This window comes from Blastococcus sp. SYSU DS0828 (assembly GCF_054050975.1).
Genome location: NZ_JBJHAK010000025.1, coordinates 40,141 through 56,651, shown reverse-complemented (window position 1 = coordinate 56,651; position 16,511 = coordinate 40,141). Strand labels below are relative to the sequence as shown.

At 73.9% G+C, this 16,511-nt stretch carries 14 protein-coding genes; 8 read left to right on the top strand and 6 right to left on the bottom strand.

Features of this window, described 5'->3' with window-relative positions:
* Positions 1 to 2 precede the first annotated feature (2 nt).
* The 4 genes from ACI79Q_RS17400 to rpsD all read right to left on the bottom strand — a co-directional run bounded on the left by ACI79Q_RS17400 (position 3) and on the right by rpsD (position 3,800).
* Positions 3 to 524, bottom strand: coding sequence for an RNA 2'-phosphotransferase (locus tag ACI79Q_RS17400; protein ID WP_456615092.1), 522 nt, complete (start codon positions 522 to 524; stop codon positions 3 to 5).
* 20 nt (positions 525 to 544) lie between these two features.
* Positions 545 to 2,308: a PP2C family protein-serine/threonine phosphatase gene (locus ACI79Q_RS17395; protein ID WP_456600487.1), complete on the bottom strand. Its 1,764-nt coding sequence runs from the start codon at positions 2,306 to 2,308 to the stop codon at positions 545 to 547.
* A gap of 164 nt (positions 2,309 to 2,472) precedes the next feature.
* Positions 2,473 to 3,060: a hypothetical protein gene (locus ACI79Q_RS17390; RefSeq protein WP_456615091.1), complete on the bottom strand. Its 588-nt coding sequence runs from the start codon at positions 3,058 to 3,060 to the stop codon at positions 2,473 to 2,475.
* A 137-nt stretch (positions 3,061 to 3,197) separates the two neighbouring features.
* The gene (gene rpsD, locus ACI79Q_RS17385; protein ID WP_456591263.1) at positions 3,198 to 3,800 is read right to left on the bottom strand and encodes a 30S ribosomal protein S4; all 603 of its coding nucleotides are present in this window, start codon (positions 3,798 to 3,800) and stop codon (positions 3,198 to 3,200) included.
* A gap of 63 nt (positions 3,801 to 3,863) precedes the next feature.
* Between rpsD and ACI79Q_RS17380 the strand changes: the two genes are divergently transcribed.
* Positions 3,864 to 4,619: a DUF2470 domain-containing protein gene (locus ACI79Q_RS17380; protein ID WP_456613699.1), complete on the top strand. Its 756-nt coding sequence runs from the start codon at positions 3,864 to 3,866 to the stop codon at positions 4,617 to 4,619.
* Between the two features lie 162 nt (positions 4,620 to 4,781).
* Positions 4,782 to 5,522: a hypothetical protein gene (locus ACI79Q_RS17375; RefSeq protein ID WP_456600484.1), complete on the top strand. Its 741-nt coding sequence runs from the start codon at positions 4,782 to 4,784 to the stop codon at positions 5,520 to 5,522.
* 76 nt (positions 5,523 to 5,598) lie between these two features.
* On the opposite strand, the gene ACI79Q_RS17370 is transcribed toward ACI79Q_RS17375, so the two are convergent.
* Together ACI79Q_RS17370 and ACI79Q_RS17365 are read right to left on the bottom strand one after the other, a co-directional pair.
* Positions 5,599 to 7,017 carry a DUF1116 domain-containing protein gene (locus ACI79Q_RS17370; protein WP_456591089.1) on the bottom strand — a complete coding sequence of 473 codons (1,419 nt, stop codon included), beginning with the start codon at positions 7,015 to 7,017 and terminating at the stop codon, positions 5,599 to 5,601.
* Positions 7,014 to 8,519: an FdrA family protein gene (locus ACI79Q_RS17365; RefSeq protein WP_456613698.1), complete on the bottom strand. Its 1,506-nt coding sequence runs from the start codon at positions 8,517 to 8,519 to the stop codon at positions 7,014 to 7,016. The genes ACI79Q_RS17370 and ACI79Q_RS17365 overlap by 4 nt, the downstream gene beginning before the upstream one ends.
* A 181-nt stretch (positions 8,520 to 8,700) precedes the next feature.
* Here ACI79Q_RS17365 and ACI79Q_RS17360 point away from each other — a divergent pair, with 181 nt between their 5' ends.
* The 6 genes from ACI79Q_RS17360 to ACI79Q_RS17335 all read left to right on the top strand — a co-directional run bounded on the left by ACI79Q_RS17360 (position 8,701) and on the right by ACI79Q_RS17335 (position 16,510).
* On the top strand, positions 8,701 to 10,206 hold the full coding sequence (locus ACI79Q_RS17360; RefSeq protein WP_456613697.1) for a uracil-xanthine permease family protein: 1,506 nt from the start codon (positions 8,701 to 8,703) through the stop codon (positions 10,204 to 10,206).
* A gap of 293 nt (positions 10,207 to 10,499) precedes the next feature.
* The gene (locus ACI79Q_RS17355; RefSeq protein ID WP_456591092.1) at positions 10,500 to 11,372 is read left to right on the top strand and encodes an FAD binding domain-containing protein; all 873 of its coding nucleotides are present in this window, start codon (positions 10,500 to 10,502) and stop codon (positions 11,370 to 11,372) included.
* Positions 11,369 to 11,884, top strand: a complete 516-nt coding sequence (locus tag ACI79Q_RS17350) for a (2Fe-2S)-binding protein (RefSeq protein WP_456591093.1) — start codon at positions 11,369 to 11,371, stop codon at positions 11,882 to 11,884. The genes ACI79Q_RS17355 and ACI79Q_RS17350 overlap by 4 nt, the downstream gene beginning before the upstream one ends.
* A gap of 91 nt (positions 11,885 to 11,975) precedes the next feature.
* The gene (gene cutA / locus ACI79Q_RS17345; protein ID WP_456591094.1) at positions 11,976 to 14,399 is read left to right on the top strand and encodes an aerobic carbon-monoxide dehydrogenase large subunit; all 2,424 of its coding nucleotides are present in this window, start codon (positions 11,976 to 11,978) and stop codon (positions 14,397 to 14,399) included.
* On the top strand, positions 14,396 to 15,079 hold the full coding sequence (locus ACI79Q_RS17340) for an SRPBCC family protein (protein WP_456591095.1): 684 nt from the start codon (positions 14,396 to 14,398) through the stop codon (positions 15,077 to 15,079). Before cutA ends, ACI79Q_RS17340 begins: the two co-directional genes overlap by 4 nt.
* A gap of 225 nt (positions 15,080 to 15,304) precedes the next feature.
* Complete coding sequence (locus ACI79Q_RS17335; RefSeq protein ID WP_456615090.1) at positions 15,305 to 16,510, top strand: hypothetical protein; 1,206 nt, start codon at positions 15,305 to 15,307, stop codon at positions 16,508 to 16,510.
* Position 16,511: the final 1 nt, after the last annotated feature.

Sequence of the window (16,511 nt, the reverse complement as noted above, 5' to 3'; positions counted from 1 at the left end):
GGTCAGCCGCCGAGCACGGTCAGGTAGCGGGGCGGTACCGCGGCGACCAGCCACACCCCGTTGGCCGAGCGGCTGAACCGCGCGCCCTCGCGGGCCATCGCGGCGGCGTCGACGCGCAGCACGACCGGTGCGCCGCGGCGGCTCCCGACGGCGCGGGCGGTGACGACGTCGGCGCTCAGGTGGACCGCGTGCCGACGTCCCGGGCGCAGCCCCTCGGCGAGGATGGCCGCCAGGAAACGCGCCACGGTGCCGTGGAAGAGCTCGTCCGGTGGCGTCTCGTCCGCGTAACCGAGATCGACGGCGACGCTGTGCCCCTGGCTGGCGCGGATGCGGCCACCCCGGAGCTCGTACCGGCGCTTGTCGTCGGCGGCCACGACGTGCTCGAGCTGCTCGCGGGTGAGGTGGAGCGCCGCGAGCAGCACGTCGACGTCGGCCCAGCCGGCGGGGTCCAGGGTGATCCCGACCGACTCGGGGCGGTGCCGCAGGACGAAGGACAGCCGCTTGCTCACCCGGACGACGTCCATCCCCGGCTACCGCGCCCGCGTCAGCCGCAGCGGAAGAGCACGAAGGCGACGTCGTCGTCCGGGGCGTCGCCGAGCAGCCGCTCGGTGAGCCGCGCCTTCAGCTCGGCGGGGCCGAGGTGCCGGCCGTCGACCAGCGCGTCGACCGCCCGGCCGATCCCCTCGTCCAGCGCCTCGTGCCGCCGCTCGACCAGGCCGTCGGTGCAGAGCAGCAGCGTCGAGCCGGCGGGCAAGGCCACCTCGACCTCCGGGCGCCCGTCCCCGTCCGCGACGGCGAGCGGGAGCGCGCTCGCCGCCTCCAGCAGCGAGGTGGCACCGTTCTCCTCGACCAGGATCGCCGGCAGGTGCCCGGCGCTGCTGTAGCAGAGGATGCCCGCGAGCGGGTCGACGACGGCGCAGAAGACCGTGCTCACAGCGGCGCCGGGAACCAGCGCGGCGAACCGGTCGAGAGCCGACAGCACGTCGGCGGGGGACCGGCTCTCCAGCAGCAGCGCCCGGCCGGCGCTGCGCAGCTGGCCCATCACCGCCGCGGCCGGCAGACCCCGGCCGACGACGTCGCCGACCATCACGCCGTAGCCGCCACCGGGGAGGTCCACCACGTCGTACCAGTCCCCGCCGACCTCGAGCGTGCCGGTGGCCGGTTCGTAGTGGACGGCGAACCCCTCGGGCAGCGCGGTCGGCCCGAGGACCGCGCGCTGCAGGGTGACGGCGACGTCGGTGAAGAACTGGGCGCGCGCGCGTTCGGACCGTGCCCGCTCCTCGGCCCGCCGCCGCTCGGCCACGACCGCCTGCGCGTCGGCGATCGCCGCGGCGACCTGCCCGGCGGCCAACGCCATGAAGATGCGGTAGCCGTCGTCCAGGGGGAGGTGCGGGCTGGCGCCCAGGACCAGCGCACCGATCGGCCGCTCGGCGCCGGCGGCCGTGAGCGGCAGGGCGACGGCGGTGTCGACGTCGGCCTGTCCGGCCGGGCTCGCGCCGACGCTGGACAGCCCCGGCAGGACGCCGGCCAGCCCGGTCACCGTCTGCGCCTCGCCGGTCGCCATGGCGCGGAGCACCTGCTCGGGGATGGCACTGGTGGCCAGTTCCCCGTGCACGCCGAGGCCCTGCCCGGCGACGAAGCGCGGCTTCCCGTCCTCGTCCGCCAGGTAGACCAGCCCGAACGGGCAGTCCGTGCGCGCGTCGGCGAGCACCCCGAGCGCGGTGGACACCGCCTCCGTCGTGTCGCCGTGCGAGGCGCGCGGCAGGCTGCCGAGCCGCTGGAGGATGCCGAGTCGGCGCGCCGCCAGCACGCGGTGGGTGGTCTCGACCACGGTGTCGAGCAGGCCGACGACCGCGCCGCCCGGCTCGACCACCGGGCTGAACGAGAAGGAGAAGTAGGTCTCCTCCTCGAACCCGTGGCGGGTCATGACCAGGAGCAGGTCCTCCGAGTACGTGGCCCGCCCCGCCATGACCTCGGCGACCATCGGGTCCAGGGCCGGCCAGATGTCGGCCCAGACATCCCGCGCCGACCCGCCCAGGGCGGCCGGGTGCCGGGCGCCGAGCATGGGGGCGTAGTCGTCGTTGTAGACCATGACGAGCTCCGGTCCCCACATCAGCAGGAACGGGAAGCGTGAGTTCAGCGCGGTGCTGACCGTGGTCCGCAGCGTCGGTGACCAGTCCGCCTGCGGGCCGAGGGCGGTCGTCCCCCAGTCGTGCTCGAGGACCAGCCGCTGCAGCTCCGTCCGGGGTCCACCGGGGATCAGCTCCGCCAGGTGCCTGTTCAGCGCTGCCTCCCGACGGCCCGGCACACGCCGGACCACCGTGGCGGCGGCCGTTCGTTCGTGCTGCCCATATCCTCGCACCCGCGCCCGCACGGGGTGCATTGGGCACGACCTTTTCCCCACCACGGGGGGCCAGCGCCGATGCGCGGCCGCCGACGGTCTGCTGGGCGGCCCGCCTGGCCGCCTGGTCGTCAGCCGGCGAACCAGCTGTCCGGCGGCACGTCGGGATGGCGCCCCGACTCCTCGCGCGCCGGCTCCGGCGGCGTCCACGGCCAGAGCTCGACCACGTCCTCGGCCGCCCGGCGGATGGCCGTCCCGTCGAGCTCGGTCACCGTCTCCTCGATCCCCAGCACCGGGCCGCGCACGACGAACCGCACCGGCCCGGATGGCGGGAGCGGGGCCAGCCACCAGCCCTGGTCGACCGAGTGCTCGTTGCCACTGCCGCCCTGCGAGGAGAAGACGACGTCCTCCATCGGCCCCTGGCGGCGGTCGTTGTCCAGGCGGGTGCCGTCGGCGAGCTGGACCCCGATCAGCATCCGCGGTGCGCCGTCGCCGCTCCGCCACACCATCTCGTGCAGGTCCACCATGGGGATGGCGCCGGGACGCACGCGGACGACGAGGTCGACGAGCACCCCCGTCGAGAAGACCGCGACGCGGGTGAGCGCGACCGCCGCGTGGTCGCTGCGGCCGAGCACGGCCGCGAGCGGCAGGACCACCGGGATCTCGTTCTCCGGCGGGCTCGTCAACCGGAAGCGCTCGGCGTGTGCGTCGTGCGGCACGTTCCCGGAGCTCGCCCACGTGGTGGCGCAGCCTGACGGCTCCGCGCACGCACGGCAAGGGTGGATCCGACGGCGGGAGGCGCGCACCGGCCCACCAGGCAGCCGATGCGGGCGGTGCGCACCTTCCCGCGGGGAGGTCAGCGGGAGTAGTACTCCACGACCAGCTGCTCCTCGCAGACGACCGGCACCTCGTCGCGGGTCGGCGTCCGCTCGTAGCGGCAGACCAGGTCGGCCAGCCGGACCTCGAGGTACTTCGGCGCCTCGGCGTGCGCCCCGGACGCGGCGACGACGAACGGCTCCTTCGTCCGCGACTTCTCCGCGATCTGCACGAAGTCCCCGGGCTTGAGCCGGTAGGACGGGCGGTCGACCCGCTTGCCGTTGACCAGCACGTGCTGGTGGGTGACGAACTGGCGGGCCTGGTAGATGGTGCGGGCGAACCCGGCGCGCAGCACGGTGGCGTCCAGCCGGGACTCGAGGTCCTGGATCAGCGCCTCGCCGGTCTTCCCGCCGGTCCGCTTGGCGCGGTCGAAGGCGGCGCGCAGCTGCGTCTCGCTGATGTCGTACTGCGCGCGCAGCCGCTGCTTCTCCTTGAGCCGGGTGGAGTAGTCGCTGTCCTTGCGACGCTTCCGCCCGTGCTCGCCCGGCGGGTACGGGCGGCGCTCGAAGTACTGCACGCACTTCGGGGTGAGCGGGATGCCCAGCGCGCGGCTGAGCCGGACCTTGGGACGGGGCGTGTTCACTCGGGACCTCCGGTTTGGTTAGGCTCACCTTACTACTCGCCCACGAGCTCTCCGAGGTGGTCCATGACGGCCGGCCCGACCCACTCGTCCGCGGCCGTCGACCGGCAGCCGCCGGCGGCCGAGCGCGCCCGCACCGTCGCGGTGCGCTCCGCCGCCAGCCTGCACGTCGCCGGGGTCGGCTCCTGCCAGGTGCTGGCCGCGACGACGACGGCCGACGGTGACGTCCTGCTCGTCGTCCCCACCGACGGCGGTGTGATGACGGCGCTGCGCTCCTCCCCGCTGGGCGACGTCCCCGCCCGGTTGACCGTCGCCGACCGCGCTCCCCTCCCGCTCCGCCACCCCGTCCGGGGGCTCGTGCAGCTCACCGGCTGGCTCGTGCCGGTGAGCGAGCAGGACGCGCCGCAGCTGGTGCTGGACTTCGCCGACTCCTCGCCCGCGGAGGTGCTGTTCGAGGTGGGTCTGGGTGCGGCGCTGGTGCGGCTGGACCTGGCCGAGGTCGAGCTCGAGGAGTCCGGGACGCGCGCCGAGGTGGACCCCGACGACTTCCGGGCCGCCCGGCCCGACGTGGTCAGCGGCGCGGAGATCGATCTCATGGCGCAGCAGGCCGCTGCGCTGAGCCGGCTGACGGGCCGGGTGCAGCACTGGGCCGGCCGGCACGACGACGTCCGGCTGCTGGGGCTGGACCGGTTCGGCGTCCGGTTCCGCGTGCAGGGCCGGAACGGCTGCTACGACCTGCGGGTGCCGTTCACCGAGGCGCTCGACGACGTCGACGGGTTCGCCGCCGCCGTCGACCACCTGCTCACCTGCGGCCCCGCCTGAACACTGCCCAGCCGCACGCCAGGCGGCGCCACTCCGCCCGCTCGGACCCGCCGGCGACACACCCGACACACCCCGCCTGAGCAGCGCGTTCAGTAATTCGTAACCCTGCCCCACTAGCCTGCCGCCACCAGAACGGATCGTTTCAGGAACACGGGGGCACCAATGGCCGAGAGCGCGGGGATCGACTACCCGGAGCCGCGAGCGGTGGTCGATCTGCTGGTCACCAGCAAGGGCGACGTGCTGCTGAGCTGGGTCGAGGCGGCCGGTGCCACGGAGTTCGTGGTGACGGTCGATGAGGACCGGATGCAGCAGGGGGTCGCGATCGAGCCCGGCGAGCACGTCGAGGTGGTGTGGCGCGGCCCCGAGGAGCTGCGATCCCGGCCGACCGAGCTGGTCGCGACGCGGTCCGACCCGCCCCAGTGGCGGCTGCGGCCCGTCGGCCCCGCCACCCGCGGCCAGCGCCGGTCGGCGGTGCGCGCACCGCTGAGCGTGCAGGTGCAGATGACCGTCGGGACCGAGGTGCTGCGGGGGGCGAGCCTCGACATCAGCGAGGGCGGGATGCGGGCGCTGTTCCGCGCAACGGTCACCGCCCCCACGGCCGGCCCGGCCGCCGGATCCGCCGAGGGAGCGGTCGAGCAGCCGGAGGGTCTGCCCGGCGAGGACGGGACGACGCAGCCGGAGGATGAGGACCCGTTGCGCCTCGGCGCCGTGCTTCCCCTCGTCGTCTGCCTGGATCAGGAGGAGGTGCCCTGCCGCGGGGAGGTGACCCGGCGGATCCCGCGGCAGGACGACCGCACGGAGCTGTGCTTCCGCTTCGTCGACATGCACGAGAGGACCCAGGACCGGATCCGCCGGCACGTCTTCGCCGGGCTGCGCACGCTGCGCGCCCGCGGCCTGCTCTGACCGGCCTGCCTCCCGAGTGCGACGAACTCGTGGTCATCCGCGGCTGATGACCACGAGTTCGTCGCATCCGGAGGGGTCAGGCGGTGCGGGCCTCCTCGGCCAGCGCCGCCAGCGCCTGCTCGAAGCACTCCTGCGGCGGCTGCACCAACCCCGCGCCCACCTGGCCGGTCCCGGCGATCCGCCCGGCCATGCCGGTGTTGATCTGCGGCAGCCAGCCGGTGCGCGCCACCTTGAGGACGTCGATGCCCGTGGGCGAGCCGCGGAAGCCCATGATCGGGATCGCCATCGCCGGGTTCTCGGCCAGGGTCAGCTGGTACATGCGCTCGGTCGTCGCCAGCGCGTCGGGCACGGTGCCACCGACGAACCGGACGATCGCCGGCGCCGCCGCCATCGCGAACCCACCGATGCCGTAGGTCTCCATGATCGCGGAGTCGCCGATGTCGGGGTTGGCGTCGTCGGGCCCGTAGTCGCCGAGGAACAGGCCGACCGGGGTGTTCGCCGGCCCGGTGAACCAGCGGTCGCCGGTGCCGGCGGTCTGGATGCCGAACTCCGTGCCGTTGCGCGACATCACGGTCAGCATCGTCGAGCCGGGGATGCCGCGGGCGGCGTCGAGGGCGAGCTTCGCCGTCGGCATGCCGAGGTTGAGGAAGAAGTGCTCGTTGCCGCCGATGAACCGCAGCACGTCGGCGATGTCCGACGACGAGGCACCGCTGGCGACGATCGACGGCGACAGCTCGCGCAGCGCCATGAGCGAGCCGGCGCGGTTGCGGTTGTGCCCCTCGTCGCCCATCTGCAGCATCTGGGCGAGCACGGCCTTCACGTCGAGCGGGTCGTTGCCGGCGTCGATCGAGCCGCGCACCGCCTTCGACAGCACCGGTCCGAGGACGTCGCGCATCCACCGCAGCCGGGTCTGCACCTCCTCGTTGAAGGCCCCCATGCGCAGCACCTTGCCCAGGCCCTCGTTGAGGTTGCAGTAGGCCTTGCCACCGGTGACCGGGTCCTCCAGGCACCACATCCACATGGACGGGCTGGTCACGCCGGCCATCGGGCCGACGGTGCGGTGGTGGTGGCAGGGGTCCAGGGTGACCGCGCCGGTGGAGAGGAGGACCTCCGCCTCCTCGACGTCGGCCGCCCACCCCTCGAACAGGCAGGCGCCGATCAGCGCACCGCGCATCGGCCCCGAGGCGTTCTCCCACGCCAGCGGCGGGCCGGAGTGCAGGAGCGTGCGGTCGGTCAGGCCGATGACCTCGCGGGCGGGGCGGACGTCGACCAGCACGGAGCCGGCGGCCATCACGCGCTCCACGGCCGTGCGGTTCGCCGCGGCCCGGCGGGCGTCGAGGGCGAGGGCGGCGAGGTCGGCCGGGTCGCCGAAGCCCGGGGGCCGCCAGTCGACGTCGTGGACGTCGGCGCCCTGGGCGCGCAGCGCGTCGGAGAAGACGTCGACGCCGGCGGCGACGATCGCCGGCGGTCCGGAGAGCAGGTTGCCGAGCGTCATGCCGAAGCTCCCAGCAGGTCGAGGGCGTACCGCGTGGCGGCAGCATTGGACGAGAAGACGGCGGCGCCGGCCGCGGCGAGGGCGTCGGCCTGCCGGGACCAGCCCTGCGGATCGCCCTCCGTGCCGATCAGCGCCACGACGACCGGCAGGTGCTTCTGCGCCCGCGCCGCATCCAGCGCGGGGACCAGCGCCCCCGCGGGGTCGGGGTCGGCGCCGTGCCCGAGGACGACGTCGAGCAGCAGGACGGCGGGCTCGTCGCTGGCGGCCACCCCGGCGATCGCCTCGAGCCGCAGCGTCGGGTCGATCATCGGGTGCGCGCGGCCGACGGTGAGGGCGTCGTCGCCGAAGTCGATGACGACGTGCCCGGAGGCGGACAGGTCCGTCCCGAGATCGAGCTCGGGCTCCAGCGGGGTGTTCGACCGGATGCCGCCGAGCGCCGGGGCGGCGAGGAGCATCGCCTCGTCGGCCAGCGTGCCGCCGGAGTAGAGGCCCTTGAGCACCGCGCCGGGTACGGCGGCCTCGGCGGGGCCGGGGCGGGACGGCCACACCGGGACGTCGAGCCCCATGTCGGTGAGCAGGGCCTCGACGGCGGCGGTAAGGTCGGGGGTCTCCGGCGAGAGGGCGGCCGACCGCACCGGCACCGAGAGCTGCCCCGCGGCCTCCTCGACGGCCGCGGCGACCTCCGGGGCCGGCGGCTTGGAGACCAGCAGCACCCGCTCGGTGGCGGGGTCGGCGTCGAGGGCGGCCAGCGCGTCGAGGGTGGCCAGGCCGCCGACCTCCGACTTGAGGTCGCGCCCACCCACGCCCAGCACGTGGGAGACGCCGACGCCGGCCATGTCGAGCAGGCAGGAGACCTGCTGGGCACCGGTGCCGCTCGCCGCGACCAGGCCCACCGGCCCGGGGCGCACCACGTTGGCGAAGCCGAGGGCGACCCCGGAGACGATCGCCGTGCCGCAGTCGGGGCCCATGACCAGGACCCCGGCGTCGTGAGCGGCGCGCTTGAGGGCGACCTCGTGCTCCACCGGGACGCCGTCGGAGAAGACCAGCACGCTGCGCCCGGCGGCGATCGCGTCGGCGGCCTCGGCGACCGCGTACGCGCCCGGCACGCTGACGATCGCCAGGGCCGGCGCCTCGGGGGAGAGCTCGTCGAGGCCGGCACCGACGGTGCGGTGCGGGATGGCGGCGGCGGTGCCGGTGGCGCGTTCCCGCTCGGCGAGGGCGGCGTCGACGTCGGCGAGCGCGGCGGCCAGCGTCTCCTCGTCGTCCGCGCGGACGGCGATCAGCAGCTGCTCGGGGCTCGTCTCGCCCTCGGGCGCCAGGCCCATGCCGGCCGCGAGCTCGAGGTTCAGGGGGGTGGCCATGGCGACGAGGACGGCGCCGACGCCCTCGCGGCCGCTGATCCGGCGACTCACCTGCATCAGCTTCACCGAGTCGGCGTACACGCCGGATCGCAGCTGCACCGAGACCGCGGCGTCTCCACCGGGAGGGGCTGAGGAGCTCATGCCCGGACCGTACCGAGAGATCTCTCAGCGGTGAAGTATCGGCATCTCGATGCAACAACGATTTAGCACTGAGGTACTTCCGCCGGGCCTGTGCCCAGTGACACAGTGGCGCCTCGCGATCGGGCCGACAGCCGTCGACCGACGCCGGACCGAGTCGGACAGGCACGTCGAGGAGGCACTCATGTCGTTCGGGTGGAAGCTCTACGGGGACGGTAAGACGCCCCCACTCGGAGAGGCCGTCGCCCCCGACGAACGCCTCTCCTGGCCGCGCACCGTCGGGATCGGCGCGCAGCACGTCGTCGCGATGTTCGGGGCGACCTTCGTCTTCCCGATCATCATGGGGCTGGACCCCAACCTCGCCATCATGATGAGCGGCGTCGCCACGATCATCTTCCTGTTGATCGTGAAGAACCGGGTACCGAGCTACCTGGGCACCAGCGCCGCGTTCGTCGGCGGCGTGGCCGCGATCCGGGCCAACGGCGGCGACTCCAGCGACGTCGTCGGCGCGCTGCTCGTGGCCGGCGTCGTGCTCGCCCTGGTCGGTCTGCTGATCCACTTCGCAGGGCTCGGACTGATCAACAAGGTGCTGCCGCCGGCCGTCACCGGCGCGGTGGTCATGCTCATCGGCTTCAACCTGGCCCCGGTCGCCGCCGGCACGTACTGGCCGCAGGACCAGTGGGTCGCGCTGGCGACGATGACCTTCGTCATCGTCGCCTCGCTGGCGCTGCGCGGGTTCCTGGCCCGCATCTCGATCCTGCTCGGCCTGATCTTCGGCTACCTGCTGTCGGTGCTGCTCGACGCCACCGCCGGCCAGATCACCTCGCCCGACGGCACCGGCGCCGAGACCACCCGCGACCGGATCAACTTCGACTCGGTCGCCGACGCGGACTGGTTCGGCCTCCCCGACTTCACCGGCCCGTCGTTCTCGCTGAACTTCAGCCTGCTGGTCATCCCCGCGGTGATCGCGCTGGTGGCGGAGAACGCCGGGCACGTGAAGGCCGTCGCCGAGATGACCAAGCGCGACCTCGACCCGTACATGGGCCGCGCCGTCGCGGCCGACGGCATCGCGACCGTCGTCGCCACCTCCGTCGGCGGCTCCCCCACCACCACCTACGCCGAGAACATCGGCGTCATGGCCGCCACCCGCGTCTACTCGACGGCGGCCTACTACGTGGCCGCGCTGGTGGCGATCCTGCTCGGGCTGATCCCCAAGTTCGGCGCCCTGATCAACATCGTCCCAGGCGGGGTGCTCGGCGGGATCACCGTCGTCCTCTACGGGATGATCGGCCTGCTCGGCGCCAAGATCTGGAAGGAGAACCGGGTCGACTTCGCCAACCCGATCAACCTGGTGCCGCTGGCCGCCGGGATCATCATCGGCGTCGGCAACGTGACCCTCACCTTCACCGACGAGTTCGTGCTCAACGGCATCGCGCTCGGCTCGATCGTCGCCGTCGTCGCCTGGCACGTCGCCCGCGCCCTGGCCCCGGCGGACATGAAGGCCGCACTCCTGCGCGAGGGCACGCACCCCGCCGCCGGCAGCACGTTCGGCCACGGCGCCGAAGCGGAGGGCCCGGCCGGCGGCTACGCCGACGAGCAGGGTGGCACCGACCCGTCGTCGGTGGACGAGGTCGGCCGCCCCGGCGTCCTCGGCGGGCACACCCCCGGCAGGGACACGCGCGACCGCTAGACCCGCTCCCCCGCCGCCCCCGGTCTCCGGACGACAGCACCCGTCGTCCGGGACCGGGGGCGGCGCGCGTTCCGGCACGGGTTCCCCGCGGCGCCGGGTCGCTATGGGACCGGGCCGGCGACGACCCGCTCGCCGTCGTCGGCCGGCGCTACCGACGCCTGCCCAGCGGAAACGGGACGGGGCCGGAACCCGCAGCGAATTCGCAACGAAGTTTTAGCGCTGAGGTACTTTCGCCCGCTTCGTGCCGGTGACAGAGTGGCGTCTTCCAGCACGCACGGAGGTGACCGCAGCCGGTGAAGCCCGCCCCCTTCCGCTACGCGGATCCGAGCACGCTCGACGAAGCTCTCACGCTCCTGTCCGAGGACGGCGCCAAGGTGCTGGCCGGTGGCCAGTCGCTGCTGCCCCTGCTGTCGATGCGGCTGGCGGCGCCGGCCACGCTGGTCGACATCAACCGGATCCCCGGCCTGGACACGGTCGAGGTGACCGGCGAGGGCGTGACGGTGGGCGCCCTCGTGCGGCACGACACGCTGCTCCGGCACGAGGGCGCGGCCGCCGCCCAGCCCCTGCTCGGCCGGGCCACCGCGAACGTCGCCCACCCGGCGGTCCGCAACCGGGGCACCACGGTGGGCTCGATCGCCCACGCCGACCCCTCCGGCGAGATGACGTCGGTGCTGGCGCTGACCGACGGCTCGGTCACGGTGGCGACGACGTCGGGCACCGAGTCCGTCGGCTGGCGCGACTTCTTCGTGGGGCCGCTGGAGACGTCGATCCCCGGCGGCGCCGTCGTCACCTCCGCCACCTTCCCGGCCCTCCCGGCACGCGCGGGCACCGCGTTCGCCGAGGTGGCCCGCCGCAAGGGCGACTACGCGGTCTGCGGCGCGGGCGTCGTCGTCACGCTGGACGCCGACCGCCGGGTGGAGTCGGCCCGCGCCGCCTACGTCTCGGTGGGGCTCACCCCCGAGGTGCACGACCTGACCGAGGCCGTCGCCGGCTCGCCGGTGGACCAGGCCGACTGGGCCGCCGCCGGGGCGCTCGCGCGCACCCTGGTCGACCCGGACACCGACATCCACGCCAGCGCCGACTACCGGCGGCTGCTGGTGGGGGTGCTGACCGAGCGAACGCTGGCCGAGGCTGCCGCCGAAGCTGCTGGGAGGACCGCCGCATGACCGCCTCCGTCGACACCGAACGGACGATCACCGTCACCGTGAACGGTGTTCCACGTGAAGCCACGGTGCCGGTGCGCCGGCTGCTGTCGGACGCGCTGCGCCACGACCTCGGGCTGACCGGCACGCACGTCGGCTGCGAGCACGGCGTCTGCGGGGCGTGCACGGTGATCGTGGACGGCGCCCCGGTGCGCTCGTGCCTGATGCTCGCCGTCCAGGTGGACGGGTCGGAGGTGCGCACCGTCGAGGGGCTGGCGCGCGAGGACCACCAGGGCGGGCAGGTGCTGCACCCGGTGCAGGAGGCGTTCCGCGAGTGCCACGCGCTGCAGTGCGGGTTCTGCACGCCGGGCTTCCTGATGACGATCGCGGCCGGGCTCGAGGGCCGCGACAACTCGGCCGAGCTCACCGAGGAGGAGGTCGACGAGATGGTCGGCGGCAACCTCTGCCGGTGCACCGGCTACGCCAACATCAAGAAGGCCGTGCACTCCGCGGCCGCCGCGATGAAGGACGCCTGATGCCACCGGCCACCCCGGGCATAGGAAGCTATCCCTACGTCCTGGGGCTGGAAACGCAGGTAAAGCTTCCTATGCCTGAGAGGGGCGAGCGGTGACGACGAAGCTCTTCGGCGAGCCGGTCCGCCGGCGCGAGGACCAGCGGCTGATCACCGGCAAGGGCCGCTACCTGGACGACATCGGGTCCCGGGCCCTGGCGGCGGCGTTCGTGCGCTCGCCGCACGCGCACGCCCGCATCGTCTCCATCGACGTGGACGAGGCGCTCGACGTCGAGGGCCTGGTCGCGATCTACACGTACGAGGACCTCACCGGCCCGATGGCCGAGCCGCTGCCGGTGCTCATCCCGCACCCGCAGCTGACCTCGCCGCGCACCGGCTTCCCGCTCGCCAACGGCGAGGTCAACCACGTCGGCGAGCCGGTCGTCATGGTCATCGCCACCGACCGGTACATCGCCGAGGACGCCGCCGAGAAGATCGTCGTCACCTACGAGGAGCAGCCGGTCGTCGTCGGTGTGGACGCCGCCCGCGCCGCGCAGCACGCCGTCCACGAGGAGATCCCGGACAACGTCGCCGCCCGGCACCACCAGGAGACCGGTGACGTCGAGCCGGTGCTGGCCGCCTCGCCCCGCACGATGAGCTTCACCCAGTACATCGAGCGCAGCGCCTGCATGCCGATGGAGGGCAAGGGCGTGCACGCGAAGTGGGACGCCGACGACTCCTCCCTGCGGGTCTACACGAGCACCCAGGCGTCGACGTCGGTGCGCGCGGCGATCGCGGCGAAGCTGGACCTCTCGCTGGACAAGGTCGAGGTGATCGCGCCCGACGTCGGCGGCGGCTTCGGCGTGAAGATCGTGCACCCGTGGCCCGAGGAGCTCCTGGTGCCGATGGCCGCGATCGCGCTCGGCCAGGAGGTGAAGTGGACCGAGGACCGCCGCGAGCACTTCATCGGCTCCGCGCACGAGCGGCAGCAGCGCCAGGAGATCACCGTCGGCTACGACGACGAAGGGCGGATCACCGCCCTCGACGTGCACATCTGGCACGACAACGGCGCCTACACGCCCTACGGGATCATCGTGCCGATCGTGACGGCGACCCAGCTGGTCGGGCCGTACGCGATCCCGGTGTACCGGGTGATCGTCGAGTCGGTGTTCACCAACACCGTCATCGTGACGCCGTACCGCGGCGCCGGGCGGCCCCAGGGCTGCTACGCGATGGAGCGGACCATGGACCGCATCGCCGACGAGCTCGGGCTGGACCGGGCCGTCGTCCGCGAGCGGAACCTGATCCAGCCCGACCAGTTCCCCTACGACCACCACCTGACGTTCCAGGACGGCCGGCCGGTCATCTACGACTCGGGGAACTACCCGGGGCTGATGGACAAGCTGAAGACGCTCGTCGGCTGGGACGCCGCCGAGGAGCTGCGCCGCGACGCCGAGGCGCGCGGGAAGCTGCTCGGCGTCGGCATGGCCATGTACGTCGAGGGCACCGGGCCCGGCCCGTACGAGGGCGGGCACGTGCAGGTGCTCGGCAGCGGCAAGGTGCTGGTCTCGACCGGGCTCACCTCCCAGGGGCAGGGCCACGAGACGGCGTTCGCGCAGATCGTGGCCTCCGAGCTCGGGGTGCCGATCGAGGACGTCGAGGTGACCACCGGCGACACCCGCCGCTTCGGGTACGCCGTCGGCACGTTCGCCTCGCGGGCCGCGGTGATGAGCGGCAACGCGATCGCGCTGGCCGCCCGCGGGGTGCGGGAGAAGGCGCTGCGGATCGCCGCCGACGTGCTGGAGGCCTCGCCGGAGGACCTGGAGATCGACGAGGGCCTGGTGCAGGTGAAGGGCGTGCCGGGGACGTCGATCCCGTTGCGCACCGTCGCCGTCCTGTCCAACCCGCTGCGGTACGCCTTCGACGAGGCCGCGAGGCAGGCGACGCAGTTCGCCAAGGCCGGGGACGACTCGAAGCCGCCCATCGCCGCGGGTGACGCGCCGGGGCTGGAGCACCGCGACTACTACTCGCCGATCCGCTCGACGTTCGCGTCGGGCGCGCACGCGGCGATCGTGGAGATCGACCCGGCGACGTGGGAGATCGACGTCGTGAAGTACGCGGTGGTGCACGACTGCGGCAACGTGGTGAACCCGATGATCGTCGAGGGCCAGGTGCACGGCGGCGTCGCGCAGGGCGTGGGCGGGGCGCTGTACGAGCGGATGGCCTACGACGGCGACGGGCAGCTGCAGAACGCCTCGTTCATGGACTTCCTGATGCCGTACTCCTCGGAGATCCCGGACGTGGTGATCGATCACCAGCAGACGCCGTCGCCGCTGAACCCGCTGGGCATCAAGGGCGCCGGCGAGGCCGGCGTGATCCCGGGGACGGCGGCGCTGGCCTCGGCGATCGAGGACGCGGTGGGCCGGCGGATCGCCTCGATGCCGATCTCGCCCACCGAGCTGTACGACCTGGTGCGTTCCCCCGATTCGGAGAAGACCGCCGTGGCCGAGCGCCGCGCGGGGACTGGAGTGATGGCGTGAACCTCGACGGCTCTGCGGTTCTTTCGGGCGACCCGGAGAAGGTGTGGGCGGTGATCACCGACCCGGCCGTGCTGGCGCGCACCATCCCGGGCTGCGAGACCCTGGAGCAGGTCGGTGACGACGAGTACAAGATGAACGTCTCCGTCGGCGTCGGCGCGATCAAGGGGACGTACGCGGGCGAGGTGCGGCTGTCGGACCAGCAGCGGCCGTCGTCCTACGTGATGCACGCGTCGGGCGCGGGTGCACCGGGCAACGCCCGGGCGACGGTGACGATCAACCTGTCGCCGGCCGAGGACGGGAAGACGAACCTGACCTACTCGGCCGACGCCGTGATCGGCGGGCCGGTGGCCGGGGTGGGCCAGCGGATGATCACCGGTGTGGCCAAGCGGATGGCCGGCCAGTTCTTCAAGGCGATCGACGACGAGCTGACGGGTGTCGCGGTGCCGATCGCCGCTGCTCCGTCGGCCGCTGCGGTGGGCCCGACCGCGGTGACGGAGGCGGACGTCGCCGGCAAGCACGCCGCCCCGGTGGGCGAGGCCGCGCCGACGGTCTTCGCGGGCAAGGCCGGCGTTCCCGCGGGAACGCCGGGCGACGTGCAGACCCTGGCGCTCGGCGCCGTCGGCGGCGCCGTGCTGACCCTGATCGGCGTCCTCGTCGGCTACCGCCTCGGCCGGAGGTAGCACGCCATCGGGGTGCCCGCGCTGCACGGGCGCGGGCACCCCGCCTGACCCCCCTGAGCGACCGCACGCAGGCGGCGATCCCCGCCCCGGAGGCCCGCCTGCTCGACGGCTGAACCACCCGCCCAGCGGAGGCAGATCCCCCGCGCGGGGGAGCAGCGGGCACCGCCGGCTCACGAGCCTGGGGATGTGCCTGGGAACGGCCCGGGCCGCATCCCGGAGGTCGCCGTGACCATCGCCCATGACCACCCGCCGGCTCCCGAAGCCACACCTTCCCGATCGATCGCGTTGCTCGACCGCGTCCTGCTGGCCGCGGCCGCCTGGAGCGCCCTGCACCTGGTGTTCGGCCTGCGCTGGCTGCTCGACCCCGGCAGCCTCCCCGCGTTCGACGACGACGACCGGTTCGGGTTGGTCGCCCTCCTCCCGCCAGCCGTGACCACCTGGACGGTCATCGGGCTGGCCGCCGCCGGCCTGGTGCTCGCCGTGGTGGCGCGCGGACGGCCGGGGACTCCCGCGCTGCCCCTGCTGATGGCCCTCGAGGCGGCGCTGCTGGGCGCGGTGTCGGCCGACCTCGGCGTGCTGTCGCTGGTCGGTTACCTGTGCGCCATCATCGCCCCCGCGGCCTTCGTCGTCGTCCTCGTGGTCGGTTCGGTCCGCGACCGCCGGGCCCGGCCCTGGCTGCTGGGCGTGGTCGCCCTGCTCGTCGCCGGCGTGGTCTCCGGCGCGCTGGGGTGGGACACCCTCGTGACGCTGGGCTCCGAGCTCGCGGACGGCTTGGCAGCGAACGCCCTCGTGCCGGCGCACCTCACCCTCGTCCTGGGCGGAGCCCTCCTGTGGGGGGCGGCGGCCGTCCTCCTCCGTCGCGCGGTGGCCGGACGCTGCACGGTGTGCGGCCGCCCCGCCGCCCGCTGGACCGAGCCCGCGAACGCGCTGCGGTGGGGGCGGATCGCGACGTGGATCGCGGTCGCCGGACCGCTGCCCTACGCCCTTCTCCGCATGACCTGGCTGACGCCGTGGCCGCTCGGCCTTCCCGAGGGCGGCGAGCTGGAGACGGCGACCCGGCTGTTCGGCCTCCTGCTCGGCTTCGCCGCCCTCGGCGGTGCCGTGCTGACCGTCGGGCTCATCCGCCCCTGGGGCGAGGTGTGGCCCGGTTGGGTCCCCGGTTTGCGCGGACGGCCGGTGCCGGTCCGCGTGCCGGTCCTCGCCGGCGGCCTGGTCGCCGCCGTGCTGCTGGCCGCGAGCCCCGGCCTGGTCGTCGCCGGCATCAAGGGCCTCACCGCGGGGGACGGCATGCAGGCGGCACTGCTGTTGATCTTCCCCACCTTGCCGTGGGGGCTGGCTCTCGCCGCGGCGGTGACCGCGTACGCCTACCGTCGCCGCGGCGCCTGCCGCGCGTGCGGTCAGGCAGACCCGGCGCTCTCCGTGCTCCCGTGAC

What these genes read in the sequence shown, in the direction of transcription:
- ACI79Q_RS17400 (WP_456615092.1), bottom strand. Translation starts at nt 524, where the DNA reads ATGGACGTCGTCCGGGTGAGCAAGCGGCTGTCCTTCGTCCTGCGGCAC.
- ACI79Q_RS17380 (WP_456613699.1), top strand. Translation starts at nt 3,864, where the DNA reads ATGACGGCCGGCCCGACCCACTCGTCCGCGGCCGTCGACCGGCAGCCG.
- ACI79Q_RS17375 (WP_456600484.1), top strand. Translation starts at nt 4,782, where the DNA reads ATGGCCGAGAGCGCGGGGATCGACTACCCGGAGCCGCGAGCGGTGGTC.
- ACI79Q_RS17370 (WP_456591089.1), bottom strand. Translation starts at nt 7,017, where the DNA reads ATGACGCTCGGCAACCTGCTCTCCGGACCGCCGGCGATCGTCGCCGCC.
- ACI79Q_RS17365 (WP_456613698.1), bottom strand. Translation starts at nt 8,519, where the DNA reads ATGAGCTCCTCAGCCCCTCCCGGTGGAGACGCCGCGGTCTCGGTGCAG.
- ACI79Q_RS17360 (WP_456613697.1), top strand. Translation starts at nt 8,701, where the DNA reads ATGTCGTTCGGGTGGAAGCTCTACGGGGACGGTAAGACGCCCCCACTC.
- ACI79Q_RS17350 (WP_456591093.1), top strand. Translation starts at nt 11,369, where the DNA reads ATGACCGCCTCCGTCGACACCGAACGGACGATCACCGTCACCGTGAAC.